Source organism: Aquimarina litoralis, assembly GCF_039523995.1.
Taxonomy (GTDB): domain Bacteria; phylum Bacteroidota; class Bacteroidia; order Flavobacteriales; family Flavobacteriaceae; genus Aquimarina; species Aquimarina litoralis.
Genome location: NZ_BAAAGE010000001.1, coordinates 91,913 through 109,415 on the forward strand (window position 1 = coordinate 91,913; position 17,503 = coordinate 109,415).

At 33.9% G+C, this 17,503-nt stretch carries 14 protein-coding genes; 9 read left to right on the top strand and 5 right to left on the bottom strand.

Annotated elements, in window-relative coordinates:
* Positions 1–17: 17 nt before the first annotated feature.
* From porK to ABD077_RS00300, 4 genes are all read right to left on the bottom strand, one after another.
* Positions 18–1,385, bottom strand: a complete 1,368-nt coding sequence (porK, locus tag ABD077_RS00285) for a T9SS ring complex lipoprotein PorK/GldK (protein ID WP_343909362.1) — start codon at positions 1,383–1,385, stop codon at positions 18–20.
* Positions 1,386–1,495: 110 nt separating this feature from the next.
* Positions 1,496–2,659 (bottom strand): formimidoylglutamase, encoded by a 1,164-nt coding sequence (locus tag ABD077_RS00290; RefSeq protein WP_299898303.1) that lies wholly within the window; start codon positions 2,657–2,659, stop codon positions 1,496–1,498.
* 8 nt (positions 2,660–2,667) lie between these two features.
* Positions 2,668–5,166, bottom strand: coding sequence for a type I DNA topoisomerase (topA, locus tag ABD077_RS00295; RefSeq protein WP_343909365.1), 2,499 nt, complete (start codon positions 5,164–5,166; stop codon positions 2,668–2,670).
* A 196-nt stretch (positions 5,167–5,362) separates the two neighbouring features.
* Positions 5,363–6,145: a hypothetical protein gene (locus ABD077_RS00300; protein ID WP_299898300.1), complete on the bottom strand. Its 783-nt coding sequence runs from the start codon at positions 6,143–6,145 to the stop codon at positions 5,363–5,365.
* Between the two features lie 139 nt (positions 6,146–6,284).
* Between ABD077_RS00300 and miaB the strand changes: the two genes are divergently transcribed.
* The 8 genes from miaB to ABD077_RS00340 all read left to right on the top strand — a co-directional run bounded on the left by miaB (position 6,285) and on the right by ABD077_RS00340 (position 13,978).
* A complete protein-coding gene (gene miaB, locus ABD077_RS00305) occupies positions 6,285–7,730 on the top strand; it encodes a tRNA (N6-isopentenyl adenosine(37)-C2)-methylthiotransferase MiaB (protein ID WP_343909367.1) in 1,446 nt (481 codons plus the stop codon).
* A gap of 32 nt (positions 7,731–7,762) precedes the next feature.
* Positions 7,763–9,031, top strand: coding sequence for a sigma-54 interaction domain-containing protein (locus ABD077_RS00310; RefSeq protein ID WP_343909369.1), 1,269 nt, complete (start codon positions 7,763–7,765; stop codon positions 9,029–9,031).
* Positions 9,032–9,080: 49 nt separating this feature from the next.
* Positions 9,081–9,587 carry an LptE family protein gene (locus ABD077_RS00315; protein WP_425545856.1) on the top strand — a complete coding sequence of 169 codons (507 nt, stop codon included), beginning with the start codon at positions 9,081–9,083 and terminating at the stop codon, positions 9,585–9,587.
* A gap of 18 nt (positions 9,588–9,605) precedes the next feature.
* The gene (locus ABD077_RS00320; protein WP_343909373.1) at positions 9,606–10,553 is read left to right on the top strand and encodes a hypothetical protein; all 948 of its coding nucleotides are present in this window, start codon (positions 9,606–9,608) and stop codon (positions 10,551–10,553) included.
* A gap of 9 nt (positions 10,554–10,562) precedes the next feature.
* Entirely contained in the window at positions 10,563–10,895 is a 333-nt protein-coding gene (gene secG / locus ABD077_RS00325) for a preprotein translocase subunit SecG (RefSeq protein WP_343909375.1), read from the top strand.
* A gap of 148 nt (positions 10,896–11,043) precedes the next feature.
* Positions 11,044–11,319: a co-chaperone GroES gene (locus tag ABD077_RS00330; RefSeq protein WP_219007873.1), complete on the top strand. Its 276-nt coding sequence runs from the start codon at positions 11,044–11,046 to the stop codon at positions 11,317–11,319.
* Positions 11,320–11,400: 81 nt separating this feature from the next.
* Positions 11,401–13,038: a chaperonin GroEL gene (gene groL, locus ABD077_RS00335; protein ID WP_299605790.1), complete on the top strand. Its 1,638-nt coding sequence runs from the start codon at positions 11,401–11,403 to the stop codon at positions 13,036–13,038.
* Positions 13,039–13,204: 166 nt separating this feature from the next.
* Positions 13,205–13,978, top strand: a complete 774-nt coding sequence (locus ABD077_RS00340; RefSeq protein WP_343909378.1) for a hypothetical protein — start codon at positions 13,205–13,207, stop codon at positions 13,976–13,978.
* 12 nt (positions 13,979–13,990) lie between these two features.
* Here ABD077_RS00340 and ABD077_RS00345 read toward each other — a convergent pair whose 3' ends face one another.
* On the bottom strand, positions 13,991–14,854 hold the full coding sequence (locus tag ABD077_RS00345) for an alpha/beta fold hydrolase (protein ID WP_343909380.1): 864 nt from the start codon (positions 14,852–14,854) through the stop codon (positions 13,991–13,993).
* Positions 14,855–15,018: 164 nt separating this feature from the next.
* On the opposite strand from ABD077_RS00345, the gene ABD077_RS00350 reads away from it, so the two are divergent.
* Positions 15,019–17,424 (top strand): hypothetical protein, encoded by a 2,406-nt coding sequence (locus ABD077_RS00350; protein WP_343909382.1) that lies wholly within the window; start codon positions 15,019–15,021, stop codon positions 17,422–17,424.
* Positions 17,425–17,503: the final 79 nt, after the last annotated feature.

The following is a 17,503-nucleotide window of genomic DNA, read 5'->3' on the forward strand; positions in this document are numbered from 1 at the left end:
AAATTTTGGGACTTATTCTAATTTCGGGTATTATCTTCTCCAGTAACGTCAGTACCCATATAATCCTGTACCGTTCTGAAACCGATATAACTTCTAGCTGAATCCGCGTATTCATAATCTCGAGTACTTACCTGTAGGAAATAAGCAACATCTTTCCAAGATCCACCACGTACAACTTTTCGTTTGTTCTGATCATCATTAACATTTGGGTTCATTGATGATACATATTCGTAGGCTGCAGGATCATAAGATGACTGCACCCACTCAGAAACATTTCCTGCCATATTATATAAATTATAATCATTTGGCTCAAATGTTTTTGCTTCTACTGTATAAAGGAAATTATCTGCAGCGTAATTACCTCTAAGAGGTTTAAAGTTCGCTAAGAAACATCCTCTATCATTTAGGGCGTAAGGACCACCCCAAGGATATGTACCTGACTCTAGACCACCTCTAGCCGCATATTCCCATTCAGCCTCGGTAGGTAATCTAAAATAATTTACAAACTCCTTATTACGTTTTTTCTGATATGAATTCTTTTCTATAGTTCTCCAAGTACAAAAAGCTTTTGCCTGCTCCCAAGAAACTCCTACTACTGGATAATCATCATAAGAACTATGCCAAAAATAATCATTGTGCATTGGCTCATTATAGGAATAATTAAAGTCTTTTATCCAAACTGTTGTATCAGGATACACTTCTATTACAGTTTCTTTTACGAAATCTTTTCTTCTACCTTTTTTCGCACGAGCGGCTGCTTGGATGTCCATCCAGGTAAATCTGAATTTGAAGTTTTGAACATCGAAAGTACGTCTTCCATTATAAGATTCTTCTAATGGTATATATAATGAATCCATAACCTCAGTATAGAATTCATCTGGATAATCTTCTGTATCCCATTCGATGTCTATATCTTTATTAAGTTTACGGCCTTCGTATCCTGTTTCTCCAGTACCACTATAGTTATCATAAACATACTTTTCGTACACAGACATATCTTCAGTATTTGCATCTAGAAACGCATATTCTCCAATCCCATCGTCTCCTGGAGTTTTACCCATGTCGTCTGCCATGATAGCTAATTTCATTCTTACGGTAGAGTCACGAACCCAGCGAACGAATTGTCTATACTCACTGTTGGTAACTTCAGTTTCGTCCATGTAGAAAGATCGAACGGTAACTGTCTTTGTTGGCGCATTAGCAAGTGCCGCCTTATCATCGTCTGATTTACCCATAATAAATGATCCTCCGGGGATGAGGGCCATTCCATAAGGTTTCTCTGGATGCCATTTTTTACCCTTTACTCCAACTAGTTCTCCGCGGTTTCCGCCACCACAACTATATAGCATTGCTACAATAGCAAAGAGTGATACAAATTTCTTCATAACGTGTTTTAGGTTAAGATCTTCGAGATTTAAGGTGGTAAACCTATTTATTTATTTTCAGAAAAACAATTTTTTTCTAAAAAAAACCTTAATTCTCCCTAATAAAAATGTTAAACTTCGTTTTTTCGTTTTGCCTTATACCATCTTTCAGGTATTTCTTGATTACAAGCACGCTCATAATCGTTGTATGTGCAAGGTAATAACGTATGTCTTTTTAATTTATTATTCCCAGATGAAATAAATGGTATTTCTATCCACCATCTTTCTGTTTTTGGGCTTTTATAAAACGACAAAACTTCATCCTCAACAGGAACATTATAATGTAACGTACTTGTTTTATTCTTAATATTCAATTCATTGGACCTATAATTCACCCCTTCTATAAAATACCAAAGTATTTGAGCAATTAGTAAAGCTGCAGTCTCTTCATGCTTAAAATTTTTAAATTCATACACTCCAAAACTTTTCACCTTATCACTGATACCAGCATATCTTGCGATTGCACATATTTCTCTTCCATTAAAACCATTTGGAGAAGCGTATTTATAATCCAAACATGTAGAACTCATTGCCCCAAGATCCACAGCAACAATATCCGCGTCTCTCATGATTGGTTCCACAATCGTAACATCAGATATCACCTCTCCTAATCGATATGCATCAAAATATAGTTTTTCTATCAGATCAATCTCTTCTTGCGAATTAAAATATGTTTGATATCCTATATTACTGTAATTAAAAAGATTATAAGGTTGTTCTACTATGATTTTTCCAACAAAAGAATTGTTTTTTATGGGTTGCGAAGTATTTCCTAAATCAAATCTACTATCGACATTCACAAGGTTCACCATTCTCTCCAGGATATCAAAAGATCTATATTGACCATAAACAAGATCTTGACTTCCACCAATAATTAAGGGGATTACATTTTTCTGAAGAAGCATTCCAAGAATATCCTTCATTAAAAAATACGTGTCACTTACCTCCTCTCCTGGCTGAATATCCCCAAGATCAACAATAGATGTATCCCAATTACCAGGAAAAAGCTCATACAAAGAAGTTCTAATGGTATCAAAATGCAATCCTTCTCCTAGATAATTAATGTCATTCCTATTTTCTCTGACACCTATTATTGCAATATCAACTTTATCTAGATCAGGAACACCATCTGCTATCGTATGAATATTAATTTGCTTACCTAAAGATTGATCTGGAAGCAATGCAACATGTGCTGCCACTATTTCACTAACTGGCGAAAGAAATTCTAAGGACATAAAATTTATTATTTCTTTTTAGCAGTCTTCTTTGTTGTTTTCTTTTTAGCAGTCTTTTTCTTGGGCGCATTTTTCTCGATAAGATCTTTCACCTTTTCTAGAGTAAGCTTAGTAGCATCTACTGTTTTAGGCAATTCAATCTTAGTCTTACCTTTTATGATATTACTACGCCCCCATCTTGCTTTCTCAACTCGAATACCTTCTTCTTCCCAATTATGAATTACCTTATCAATCTCTTTCTGTTTTTTCTCTTCTATAAGCTGAATGATATCTTGATCAGAAAGATTATCGAAATCGTACTTTTTATTTACATTGATAAACATCCCATTCCATTTTATGAATGGCCCGAATCTACCTGTTCCTTTTTGCACAGGTAAATTTTCATATGTATATATTGGAGCATCTGCTTTTTCTTTAGCATCTATCAATTCGATTGCTCTTTCTAAAGATGTACTTAATGGATCTTCTCCTTTATCCAAAGAAACGAATTTGGCTCCAAATTTTACATACGGTCCAAAACGTCCATTATTCACACTTACTGCTTCTCCTTTATAATTACCTAATTCTTTTGGCAACTGAAATAAATCCATTGCCTCTTCAAAAGTTATATTACTTAATGTTTGTCCAGGCGCTAAACTTGCAAATCTTGGTTTTTCTTCATCTTCAGCAGTACCAATCTGAACCATAGGCCCAAATTTTCCAAGGCGAACACTTACCGGTTTTCCAGATTCAGGGTCCTCTCCAAGAATTCTTTCCCCTACTTCACGCTCTGCATTTTGTGCAACATCTTCTACTCTAGGATGAAACTCTTCATAAAACTCTTTCATTACTTGAGTCCAATCTTCCTGACCTTCGGCGATTTCATCGAAGTCTTGCTCCACTTTTGCTGTAAAATTATAATCTAAGATAGAAGAGAAATGATTTACCAAAAAGTCATTCACTACCATCCCAACATCGGTAGGAATTAATTTTCCTTTATCACTTCCTACTTTTTCCTTAAGATTTTTTTCTTTTATAGAATCACCAGAAAGCGTAATCTGTATATACCCTCTCTCTTCTCCATCCTTAGAACCTTTTTCTATATACTTCCTATTCTGTATTGTAGAAATTGTAGGCGCATATGTAGATGGACGACCAATCCCTAACTCCTCTAGTTTTTTAACTAAAGCAGCTTCAGAATATCTACTTGGTGGCCTTGTAAATCTTTCAGTAGCAGTGATGTAATTATTAAACAAACTCTCTCCCACTTTCATTGCAGGAAGAATACCACTTTGTTCTTCATCCTCATCATCATTACCTTCCAAATACACTTTTAGAAAGCCTTCAAATTTTATTACTTCTCCATTAGCAGTAAATTGTTCTGAATGAGAGTTTGTCCCAATTTTTACATTTGTTCGCTCTAGTTTCGCATCACTCATTTGCGAAGCTATTGCTCTTTTCCAAATAAGCTCATATAATCGTTGTTGATCAGAATCAACAGGAACAGTATGTCTAGAAAAGTCCGTAGGTCTTATCGCTTCGTGAGCTTCCTGAGCACCTTTAGACTTTCCTTTATATTGTTTTGGATTACTATATTCATTTCCATAAGCCGAAACTATTTCTGCTTTGGCACTATTCTGAGCTTCAGTCGACAAGTTTACACTATCTGTTCTCATATAAGTAATAAGTCCAGCTTCGTATAATCGCTGTGCCATGGTCATGGTCTTGCTTACAGAAAAATACAATTTCCTGGAAGCCTCTTGTTGTAATGTAGAAGTGGTGAATGGTGGTGCAGGAGATTTTTTAGCTGGTTTTGTAGTTAAATCCGCCACCTTAAATCCAGCACCTAAATTTTTCTGTAAGAAAGCCTCAGCTTCAGCTTTTGTTGCGAAATTCTTAGGAAGCTTTGCTTTAAAAGATTTCCCTTTCTCATTAGAAAATTCTGCATCAATGCGATAAGAAGGAGTAGGTTTAAAATCTAATATCTCACGTTCTCTTTCTACAATTAACCGCACTGAAACGGACTGAACTCTACCAGCAGACAACCCTCCTTTTACTTTTCTCCATAAAACTGGAGATAACTCGTAACCCACCAACCTATCTAACACTCTTCGAGCTTGTTGCGCGTTTACTAGATTATAATCAATAGTCCTAGGATTTTCTATTGCTTTTAGAATCGCCTTTTTGGTGATCTCATGAAAAACAATTCTACGGGTCCTCTTTTTATCTAATTTTAATTCCTCTGCCAAATGCCAAGCGATTGCCTCTCCTTCTCGATCCTCATCACTAGCCAGCCAAACCATTTCTGCTTTTTTAGAAAGATCCTTTAATTTTTTCACTACATCTTTCTTATCCTTAGAAACGATATATTTCGGCTTAAAACCTTCCTCTACATCTACTCCTAGTTCTTTTGCTGGCAAGTCCGCAATATGCCCAAAGCTCGAAGCTACGGTATAATCTTTTCCAAGAAATTTCTCTATTGTCTTTGCCTTAGCTGGTGACTCTACAATCACTAAATTCTTAGCCATAATCCTCTTTTTTCATCTGTTGATAATTGACATTTATTAGTTGACAGATGGAACTTCTAATAAACATTTTTAGTTGGTGGTTACCTTATAATAAGGGATTTTCTGAGAACAAAAGTATATGAATTTTTTGAGATCAAAATTTTTTCACAAAAAATTATATTAAAAAAACCTGCAGAACTGCAGGTTTTATTTTCTATTATTCAACGATTACATTCCAGCTTTCGGATTTATTTTCCTCTTCAAAACCTATAGTATCTTTATACATATAATACATCACTACATAGGAAAAAAACAATGTTGCTATGACACCTATATAACACAATATGATTCCAAGTGCAGAAAGTAATCCAGAGATAAAGATTAATCCAAAAAAAGTAAACCAATATTTATTTCCTAATTTAAAGGCTGCTTTTATAATATTTTCCACACTCATTTCAGGATTAAAAATAAATATCAGAATTACTAACTGTAAGGGTACCATGACGTAGAAAAGAGGGAAGTAACAAGCTAACATAGCTACTATTGATATTCCCATATTAGCAAGGGAAATTAAAATGATTTTACCAAAATATTTCTTTGCAATCGTAAAATAACCTCCTGTTTCTTCCGTCAAACCAAGATCTTCATTCTTAACAACCTTAAGAAAATGACCATATATAGATATATTTAAAACTTGCATAACAAATGACAATGCAAATATCACTATCACCCAAACAATAATCATAACAACAGAGAAACCTTCTAAAAATGTTGGTTGATAGTATGGATCACCTGCGTTTTGAAGCATATCTATATAGAAAGGTAAAAGAGGAATATAAACAGCAAGTATAAAAGGAATTGCTAACGCAAACATTATCAATGCATGTATGATACCTTTAGAAAACACTTTCTTATATAATTCAAAACTTTTAGATAAAATATCACCAAATTCTGGTTTTTTGGAGTTTTCTATTCTTTCGAAGAGTTGATTGGAATTCATATATAATGATGGATTTAGTTTATTAGTTCTCTCAAATATAAATATTTAAACAAATATTACCCTGCCACTTTGTCATATATTGTTTTAAAAAGTATCTTTGCACACTATTTGAATTGAACTAGCAAGGATATTATAACGCATGGAGAAGATTATTGATGAAAACATACAAGGGCAGGCATTGTCACTTGATAAAAAAGAAGGAAACACCAGAAAGCTTTTTATAGAAAGTTATGGATGTCAGATGAATTTTAGTGATAGTGAAATTGTAGCCTCCATCCTAGCTAAAGAAGGATTTAACACCACACAAAATCTAGAAGATGCAGATTTAGTGTTGGTAAACACTTGTTCGATCCGAGAAAAAGCAGAACTAACCGTTAGAAAACGTTTAGAAAAGTACAATGCTGTTAAAAGAATCAATCCTGGAATGAAAGTAGGCGTTCTGGGTTGTATGGCGGAGCGACTTAAAAGCAAGTTTTTGGAAGAAGAGAAAATTGTAGATCTTGTTGTAGGACCAGATGCTTACAAAGACCTTCCGAATCTTATTGAAGAAGTTGATGCAGGGCGCAATGCTGTGAATGTTATTTTATCTAAAGAAGAAACCTACGGTGATATTTCTCCGGTTCGTTTACAAAGCAATGGAGTATCTGCCTTCGTATCCATAACCAGAGGATGTGATAATATGTGTACTTTCTGTGTTGTTCCTTTTACAAGAGGAAGAGAGCGTAGCCGTGATCCACAGAGTATTATAGAAGAAATAGACGATCTTGTTGCTAAAAACTTCAAAGAAATCACCTTATTGGGTCAAAATGTAGATAGTTACTTATGGTATGGTGGTGGTCTGAAAAAAGACTTTGAAAAAGCAAGTGATTTTCAAAAAGCAACAGCAGTGAATTTTGCTAAATTACTGGATATGGTCGCTGAAAAGCATCCTAAAATAAGACTTCGTTTCACTACTTCGAATCCACAAGACATGACGATGGATGTTATCGAAGTAATGGCGAAACATAAGAATATTTGTAAATACATTCATTTACCTATACAAAGTGGAAGCGATCGTATTCTGAAAGAAATGAATCGTTTACACACGCGACAAGAGTATTTTGAACTAATAGACAATATTAAACGTTTGATTCCTGACTGCGCTATTTCTCAGGATATTATCACAGGTTTCCCTACAGAAACAGAAGAAGACCATAAAGACACATTATCCTTAATGGAATATGTAAAATATGAATATGGTTTTATGTTCGCTTATTCCGAACGCCCTGGAACACTTGCTGCCAGAAAACTGGAAGACGATATCCCGGAAGAAGTTAAGAAAAGACGATTAGCAGAAATTATCGAATTACAAAGAACTCATAGTGAGTATCGCCATCAAGCTTTTATCGGACAAACTGTAGAAGTTCTGATCGAAAAAGCCTCTAAGAAATCTGATGCGCATTGGAGTGGAAGGACTACACAAAACACTGTCGCCGTTTTCCCAAAAGGAGACTATAAAGTTGGTGACTTTGTGATGGTAAGAATTGATGAATGCACGAGTGCAACGCTGATTGGAGAAGCCGTAGGATATTCGGACAATAATTAAATAAACAACAACCAACTAATATAATTGTATTAATGGAATCAGTTCAAGCCACAAAACAACGATTCGGAATCATAGGAAATGATCCTAAACTAAATCGATCTATAGAAAAAGCTATTCAGGTAGCTCCTACGGATATTTCTGTTTTAGTTACTGGAGAAAGTGGTGTTGGAAAAGAAAGTATTCCTAAAATTATACACTCTCTATCTCATAGAAAACACGGCAAATATATAGCCGTAAACTGTGGAGCCATTCCAGAGGGAACTATAGATAGTGAATTGTTTGGTCATGAAAAAGGAGCTTTCACAGGAGCAACCTCTACTAGAAGCGGTTATTTTGAAGTTGCTGATGGAGGAACTATTTTTTTGGATGAAGTTGGAGAATTACCACTAACTACTCAGGTTAGATTATTAAGAGTTTTAGAAAATGGAGAGTTTATCAAAGTAGGGTCTTCTAAAGTACAAAAAACAGATGTCCGTATCGTTGCAGCTACCAATGTAAACATGTTCGAAGCGATCAAAAAGGAAAAATTTCGTGAAGATTTATACTATCGTTTAAGTACGGTTGAAATTCTACTTCCACCTTTGCGAGATCGAGAAAATGATATTCATTTACTATTTAGAAAATTTGCCTCCGATTTTGCAACCAAATATAAAATGCCTACCATACGATTAGAAGATGGTGCGGTGCAGCTTTTAGAAAAGTATCATTGGAGTGGTAATATTAGGCAGTTACGCAACATTGCAGAGCAAATATCAGTCCTTGAACAAAACAGAACTATATCTTCGAATACATTACGAGGATATTTACCTGACATCGGAAGTAATTTACCAGCGGTTGTTTCTTCCAACAAGAAAGAGAGTGATTTTAGCAATGAAAGAGAAATTTTGTACAAAGTGCTTTTTGATATGAAAAATGATCTTAATGATCTCAAAAAGTTGACTATGGAGTTAATGCAAAGTGGCAATTCACAACAAGTACAAAAGGAACATGAAGGACTTATCCGAAAAATTTATAGAGATGACAAAGCAGAAACCGAAATACCTTTTGAAGAGCCAATTACGGAACATACTACGGAAGTCTTACAAATAACACCTGCTGAAACATCATCTATAAAAGAAGATGACAAGTATCATTTTGCAGAAGAAATTGAAGAAGAAGAAACCCTTTCTTTACATGATAAAGAACTAGAACTCATTAAAAAATCACTAGAACGCCATCGCGGAAAACGAAAAGCAGCTGCCGAAGAACTAGGAATTAGCGAAAGAACATTATATAGAAAAATCAAACAATACGACCTCTAAACAATACTAATACATATTTAGAATTCGTAAACTAAAAAATTTCACCTTGATACAAAAAATCAAATATACAATCATAGCACTCGTTGGATTTTTTATTATCCAAGGATGTGGAGCTTATTCTTTTACAGGAACTAACATCTCTCCGGATACTAAAACATTTCAAGTAGGTTTTTTCCAAAATCAAGCTTCCATTATAATTCCTGGTATTGATCAAACCTTTACCAATCAATTACAAGATATAATTCTTAACCAAACCAATCTAGATTTAGTAACATCAAATGGTGATCTGGCTTATGAAGGGGAAATTGTTCAGTATTATGTAGCACCTACTAATGCTACTTCTGCCAATACTGCAGCACAGAACAGATTAACAATTGCAGTTAATGTTCGTTTCTATGACACCAAAAATCCTAAAGAAGATGTAGAAAAACGTTTTTCTTTCTTTTTTGATTACCCTGCATCGCAAGCTGAAACAGCGGTTAGAGATGAAGCTATTCAGGTGATTTATGAACGAATTACCCAAGACATTCTAAACGCTACCTTAGCCAAATGGTAACTTTATAAATCATCATTTTTGAACGCCAAAGAGCTCACATATTTGTTTCAAAACCCCTCTTTAATTACCAAAGAGCACACAGAAAATCTGGAAAAGATAATTCAGGAGTTTCCTTATTTCCAACCTGTAAGAGCTCTGATACTAAAAGGATTAAAACAAAATGAAGATTTTAGATATAATCAGGAATTAAAGACCACCGCAGCTTACACTACTGACAGAGCTGTATTATTTGATTTCATTACTTCTAAGCTTTTTGATAGTACTTCACAAGATACGGTACAAAAGAAAAACAAAAATGATATAGATGTAGTGGGCGCTCAGGAAATCAAGGCGCTTTCAAGAATATCTATGGATGATGCTGTCGACATGAATATCGAAGAAGCAGAAGAGGTTTTAGATCCTTCCTTATTTTCATCAAAAGATACTCCTATTGATAACAATGTAACTATGACAGAAATGATCATAGAACAATCGGAAAAAGATGAAATTCATGAAGTACCCGAAGAGGGTAGAAAAGCTTTTGAAACAGTATTAGAAATTGATAAACCTCTTAATTTTGATAAAAAGGAATCTCATTCTTTTGCAGAATGGTTAAAGCTTACATCAACACTACCTATAGATCGTACAAACGAAACGACAATAAATTCTGAAGATCAGTATCAACAAACTGAAAATGAAAAACCAAATGAACAGGAACATAAATTCCATTTGATCGATGAATTTATAGCTAACAATCCTAAAATCAAACCTGCTGAAAAGAATGCCCCATCTCGTAATTTGGCAAATGAACATATGGTCGCTCCAGATGAGTTAATGACAGAAACTTTAGCACGTGTTTATTTAGCTCAGAAAAAGTACAAAAAAGCAATTCAGGCCTATAAAATATTAATTTTGAAAAATCCCGAAAAAAGTGGTTTCTTTGCAGACCAAATTCGAGCGATCAAAAAATTACAAGAAAATAAATAACAATATATAATGACAACGTTTTCAATATTTTTAATACTAATCATCATCGTTTCTTTTTTATTGGTGGTAGTAATTATGGTACAAAATCCTAAAGGAGGAGGTCTTTCTTCTTCTTTTGGTGGAGGTGGAACTCAGCAGTTAGGTGGAGTAAAGAAAACCACAGATTTCTTAGACAAAAGTACATGGGCATTAGCTACTTTATTATTAGCACTTATCCTTTTATCTAATGTAGACTTAATGGGAGGTAATGCTGGCCAGGATCCAACTGTTGATACTAATGATGTAGAGGTAATTCAGGACACACCTGACACACCTGCTATAGATGACACACCTGAAGAATAATAAGGTTAATGAAACTATAAAAAATGCCGACTTGTCATACAGTCGGCATTTTTTATTTCAATTTGTCAGTATCAAGTAGCTGGCATAATTTCTGAATTATACAGCTTCGAATAATTCGTTTAAATTTTAAAATACAAAACTAATCATAATGGGAGTAAATATTAAACCTCTTTCAGATCGTGTGGTAATTGAGCCACTTCCAGCGGAAACGCAAACGGCATCAGGATTATACATCCCTGATTCAGCACAAGAAAAGCAACAAAAAGGTAAAGTCGCTGCTGTAGGTAGCGGTAAAAAAGATCACGAAATGACTGTGAAAGTTGGTGATACTGTACTTTACGGAAAGTATTCTGGTACTGAGTTAAAATTAGATGGCAAGGACTATTTAATTATGCGTGAGGACGATATCCTAGCAATCGTTTAATAATTCAATCAAAACACAACTCAAAATTTCAATATTTCCTATATAAAATTTTAATAGGATGAAATTAAAAATTAAAATATTATGGCAAAAGACATAAAATTTGACATAGAAGCACGTGACGGTATTAAACGCGGTGTGGATGCATTAGCCAATGCAGTAAAAGTAACGTTAGGACCTAAAGGTCGTAATGTAATTATCAGCAAATCTTTTGGAGCTCCAACAGTAACTAAAGATGGAGTTTCTGTTGCTAAAGAAGTAGAATTAGAAGATGCTCTTGAAAACATGGGAGCACAAATGGTAAAGGAAGTAGCTTCTAAAACGAATGATCTTGCTGGTGATGGTACTACTACTGCTACTGTTTTAGCACAAGCTATTGTAAAAGAAGGATTAAAAAATGTTGCAGCTGGTGCAAATCCAATGGATCTTAAAAGAGGAATTGATAAAGCTGTTGAAGCTATCACTTCTGATTTAGAGAAACAAATGAAAGAAGTAGGAAGTTCTTCTGACAAAATCAAACAAGTTGCAGCAATATCAGCTAATAACGATGAGACTATTGGAGATCTTATTGCACAGGCTTTTGGTAAAGTAGGAAAAGAAGGAGTAATTACTGTAGAAGAGGCTAAAGGTACTGATACATACGTAGATGTAGTTGAAGGAATGCAGTTTGATAGAGGATACCTTTCTCCGTATTTCGTTACCAATAGCGAAAAAATGACTACCGAATTAGAAAGTCCATATATCCTATTATTTGACAAGAAAATTTCTGCAATGAAAGATTTATTACCAATTCTTGAGCCCGTAGCTCAGACAGGTAAACCTCTTCTAATTATTGCAGAAGATGTAGATGGTGAAGCACTTGCTACATTAGTAGTAAACAAGCTTCGTGGAGCGTTAAAAATTGCTGCTGTAAAAGCTCCAGGATTTGGAGACAGACGTAAAGCAATGCTAGAAGATATCGCAATTCTAACTGGAGGAACTGTAATTTCTGAAGAGCGTGGATTCACTTTAGAAAACACTACAATTGAGCATTTAGGTACTGCAGAAAAAGTAGCTATCGATAAAGACAACACTACCGTTGTAAATGGTGCTGGTGCAGAAGACTTAATCAAGAATAGAGTAAATCAGATCAAATCTCAGATCGAAACTACTACTTCTGATTATGATAGAGAAAAATTACAGGAGCGTTTAGCTAAACTAGCTGGTGGTGTTGCTGTATTGTACGTTGGTGCTGCTTCTGAAGTAGAAATGAAGGAAAAGAAAGATCGTGTAGATGATGCACTTCATGCAACTCGTGCTGCAGTAGAAGAAGGTATTGTTGCTGGTGGTGGTGTTGCATTAGTAAGAGCTAAATCAGTTCTTGACAGTGTAAAAACTGAAAATGCTGATGAAGCAACTGGAGTACAAATCGTAAACCGTGCTATCGAAGCGCCATTAAGAACAATTGTAGAAAATGCTGGTGGAGAAGGTTCTGTTGTGATTTCTAAGGTTCTCGAAGGAAAAGATGATTTCGGATATGATGCAAAATCTGAAGAGTATGTAGATATGCTAAAAGCTGGAATTATTGACCCTAAGAAAGTAACTCGTGTAGCATTAGAAAATGCAGCTTCTGTTTCTGGAATGATCCTTACTACAGAATGTGCTTTAACTGATATTAAAGAAGATGCTCCAGCTGGAGGAGGAATGCCTCCAATGGGTGGTGGAATGCCAGGAATGATGTAGATCGTAAGACGAAATCGAAAATAATTTAGTGATTTTGGTAGCATTTACCAATCACTAAAAATATAAAATCCCTGTTTCAAGAGTTTTTGAAACAGGGATTGTTTTTATAAAACAGTATCTTTGATATTTACAACAAAAATTAACCAATAGCAACTTTCAATATTCTATGTCGAGCTTATATGATGATTTGTTTGAAGAAGACGGAAAGAACAACAAACCCAAACCTAATAAACCGCAACCTTCTCCTATAGATGATGACAAGTTTCAGGCGTCTACCACAGAATCTCTGGATGAAATTTTAGCATTAACCAAAAGATTCAATTTAAAAGCAGAACCTTTTTCGCAATTACTCACCAAAACCAGAGCTATTGACTATGAGGTTGAGAAAGGAGTATTGGATTTTTTCTTAGTTGCCAACGATCCACATGACCAAGGAAGCCTTGCTAGAGAACGTAAATACTACAGTATGCTTCAATCAAAATTTGAAGCAGTAATCGTTGAGATGCGGATACTAGCAACTATTCACTTAGAAACCATTAAACAGTTTAACCAAGATATCGACAAAGATTATTATTCGGTAGAAAAAACTGACAAACAAATACAATCTGATAAAGAGATTGCTATCGATCAGATCAACATCCAGCGAAAGATCCTTGCGGATGCTGCTACAAGCTTGTCAATTCTAGAAGATGCGTTAATCGCTACAGAAAAAAGACTACGCAATTATATTGATGCAGGAGGAGTTAATAATATTTCGAGGTCTGAATGCGAAATATTAACGCAAAAACGTCTGGATTTAACGAGTGGAACATCCCATCATTTTGATTATACATTCTTTAAAATAAATTTATTGGACAAAGCTGCTATTGCCATGGGTATTTACCTTAAAGAAACAACAGCTCAATATTTGGATAAATTAAGTACTACTTTTATAAAATAAATGCATCAGTATTTATTGCTGTACCAACTCTAACAGTTTAGCGGCTATTACCTCCGAACAGTCTTCTTGTAAAAAATGCGAACCCTCTGTTTTTGTTATTTTTTCAATTTCTAAAACTTCTTTAATCGGAACACCATACTTTTCATAAGTAAGTCCCTTATCATTCATCCCCCAAATTAATTGTTTAGGAACATTAAGATTTTTTATGGATGATATATACAACTTTTCCTTTTCTGCTGTTGGTTCAAAACCTCTCATTATTTTCAGAAAAGACTTTGCTTGATCTTTCCCTTTTAAGAATTGTAGATATGTCTTAGCTACTTCAATTCCAAAAACTTCTTTTCTATAAATCCCTCTGAGATGCATCAACTTTTTCAATAAAAAGGGTGTCGTAGTAGCTATAAACAACTCACCAATTCCTGGTATCGGAAAAAATCCCATCGGAAACGGTTTTCTAAATTGTGGTAAATTGACTAAAAGAGTATTTAAAATAGTTACAGATAAAATTCGATCTTGCATTTTAGAAATCACTTCACTACCTACAGGCCCGCCAATATCATGAAGCACTACATGAAATTTCTTTAATTCTAATTTTTCAATAACCTCTACCGACCAATTCCCAAGACCCGTCCAACTATAATTATAATCCGCTGGTCTATCAGACAATCCCAGTCCTAACAAATCAAAAGAAATCCCTCTCACCCCATTTTTAGCAATAGTATTGATAATTTTTCTATACAAAAACGATGATGCCGGAACACCATGAAAGAAAACCACAGGAATCCCTTCTCCTTTATCAAAAATAAAAGCTTTTGTAGAAGAAAGATGTATAAACTTACCTTGATTTAGGTGTTCATCAAAAAAAGAATTATTCATGATTATTACTTTATTTTTAAGATTTCAAAAATAACTTATTGTAACATTAATGTATGTATTGACATAAACTAACAAAAGTGTTTATCAAAATAAAAAAACATATAATTTCATACAGATAATTTAAATTAATTATCTAGATTTCAAATTTTAAGGGAAAATTCATCATGCACAAATCAAAAAACATCCTTTTAGTCATTTTTTGCTTGTATTATACGATAGGTACAGGGCAAATAAAAATTGATTCTATCAACCAAGTATTGATTAAAAAAAATGAATATTTTACCCTAGAACGTGAGATCATTCATCTTCATACTAACAAAACTACTTATATTACCAATGAAGAAATTTGGTTTAAAGCATATATCCAAGATCATCGCACACACAAACCTTTTGCAATTACTAAAAACCTATATATAACACTCTACAATGACTTAGGAGAAAAAATAGCTCATAAATTATACCTGGTTAATAATGGTTTTGCAGATGGTAATTTTACAATACCAAAAACTCTTAGTACTGGAGATTATGTTTTAATGGCTTCTACAGCACATCAAGAAAACTTTACAGAGGACCAACGCTATTACCAACAAATCAAAATCAAGAACTTATCGCAACAGCCTGCAGAGAAGACCGAGAACGAAATAAAAAAATCATATGACATTCAGGTACTCCCCGAAGGAGGAAATTTGTTAGAAGGCGTACTTAACATTTGCGGAATCAAAGTCATAAATCAAAAAGGCCTAGGGGTAAAAAAAGTAGTTTCTGAGTTGTTTGAACAGGGGTCTGATATGCCAATATCAACATTCAATCTCAATAAATTTGGCATGGGTAAATTTACCTTTACGCCTTTACCTAACAAAAACTATTATATCGTTTCTAATATCGACGATACTAGAATCAAAACTCAAATCCCAAAACCACAATCTAAAGGTGTTTTACTGCAATGCTCTTTACATCCTATAAAACCGATGTTAATTGTAGAACTTAAAACCAATGAGGCTACACTTTCTTCTATTAAAGAAAAACAATTTCATATTCTTATACATCAATATCAAAAAACCAAAGGGTTAACAGCTTCTTTTAAAGAGAATACTACTGCAATAAAATTAGCAATCCCTCTTAAAGACCTGCCTTTTGGAACTAATACAATTTCATTATTCGATCATAATAACAATCCAATCGCTGAGAGATTAATTTTCAATGATTTTCATGATAAAATAATAGCTTCCGAAAACATCAAAACTACTATAAAAGAGGATAGTATTGTAACTTCCTTTAACATAAAATCTAAGAACCTACTTGTAGAAAACGCATCTGTAAGTGTATCCATTCTACCCGTTGAAACCATTTCCAATACCAATCACAGATCCATAATTAACTCTACATATCTACAACCCTTCATAAATAGCTACATAGAAAATCCTGCATATTATTTCCAGAATGTAACCAAAAGAAAAAAATATGATCTTGACATATTATTATTAACCCAAGGTTGGAGTAAATACAATTGGAATAATATTTTTAGAGACAATATAGCATATACAACTGAACATGAACAAGGAATGACTTTAAAAGGAGCTATTAACAGAATCATGTCTGAGAAAAATAACCTTTTAATTACATCCCCTGAAAATGAATTTACCGACCTTCTACTACCAGAAAATGGAAAGCCCTTAAGAAATTTTGAATATCGAAATCTTTTCTTGAAGGATTCTACTAATTTACAATTTGTAGTTAATGATAAAAACAGTAAAGCTTCAGATGCTAGGGTTAAAGCAAATATTATAACATTTCAACCTATAGATAACAATCAAAGAGCGAAACAACTTGCAGACAAAGCTTTCTCCGCCGGTTCAGTGAACGATATTATCTCTAACATTGATTCTATCAATAGAACTCGACTTTTTAAAACTGATGAGAAATTAGAAGAAGTTCTTATTATTGGAAATAAACGAATAAAACGAAAAACTGCCTCGGGCAGAATTCTTCCAAAAGTTTACCAACAATACCTAGATAAGGAAGTAAAAGCATCATTAAAAAACTTAAAAAACTATTTAGTTACAAAATCCTTCGTGCTTAAAACGAATAGATTTGGCCAAATTACAATATGGAGACGTTTAAATGGTAACCTAATTCCTTTTCAACTTTTTGTAAATGAACAACCTGTTCAAAACATCACATCATTGTTAGGTATTAAGTTAGATATTGTTGATGATATTTTTATAGTCGAAAAAGATATAGTAACACCAAATTCTATACAACTTTACACCTCACAAAAAAATTATTTAAACAATAATGATAAGCCGCTAGATTTATTTTTAGTCACCAACGGTTTTCAATCCAAAAAAACTTTCTACATCCCCAAATATCAATCATACGATAATCTTTTCTTCAACCAATATGGCATCTTAGGATGGATTCCTACTATTAAAAAGAATAAGAATAATGAGTATGAATTTTCATTTTTGAACACACTAAGTAAAGAGGCGAAAATATTTATCGAAGGTATTGATCAAAATGGAAATCTCATTTCGGAAGCTAAAATTATTCAAATACCTAGTAACCTCTAAGAATAGTTCTTATAACGTTCTTATCGACAAAACAGTTTTGATTCATTTAGTGAAGCCTGTTAATTGTGCAAAGTGATTC